1 protein-coding gene and 1 tRNA gene are annotated in these 647 nt (G+C 61.2%); one reads left to right on the forward strand and one right to left on the reverse strand.

The window, feature by feature from the left end:
• The first annotated feature begins 231 nt into the window (after positions 1-231).
• Positions 232-307 (forward strand) — tRNA-Ala (locus AC5JJ6_RS07715).
• A gap of 37 nt (positions 308-344) precedes the next feature.
• Here the strand turns inward: AC5JJ6_RS07715 and AC5JJ6_RS07720 are convergent.
• A partial coding sequence (locus AC5JJ6_RS07720; RefSeq protein WP_496041477.1) for an IS1096 element passenger TnpR family protein occupies positions 345-647 on the reverse strand: 303 nt, incomplete at its 5' end.

Below are 647 nucleotides of genomic sequence, written 5' to 3' on the forward strand. Positions count from 1 at the left end.
GGATTGCATGGTCTACCGGGCCAAGGGGTCAAAAAAATGCGCTGCACCCTACCCTTACGGCCAGCGGGAGGCAAGCGCCGCGCTTCGCTTCGCCGTCGCCGGGTCCCATGGCGGAGAGCCCGCCGGAACCCGGTATCCGAACCTCGTCATACAGTCCTTGACAGCACGGTTCCGGCCTACCAATATGCGCCCCGTTCACCGCTTAACCCTGTGCGGTGAAGGATCGGGTGTGGGGCCGTAGCTCAGCTGGGAGAGCGACGCGTTCGCAATGCGTAGGTCGGGAGTTCGATCCTCCTCGGCTCCACCAATCCTCCTCAAGCGCCCGCTGTCGGCGCAAGTATCCCTTAGTCTTCATTCTCCTGTTCGTCCTCCATATCGGGGTACTGTTCTGGAGCCTGACCGACCGAAGCGAGAATCTTCGGGTACCGGGCTCTCGGCACTTTCTGCCCCCTGCCGACCAGCTCGACGCGGAAGCGCCACTCATCCCCATAGTCGAACAGGAAGGTCATTTTTCGGCCGACCTTCGGAAATGCCTGGGCCACCATCGTCCGCTTGACGCTCAGGGAGCCGTTGTCTTCTCCCATGTCGGCGAACAGGTCGTAGCGGGGATTTGCACTGAAAATGTTGCCGGTCAGCTTGGGAAAGAA

Source organism: Skermanella sp. (genome assembly GCF_059503625.1).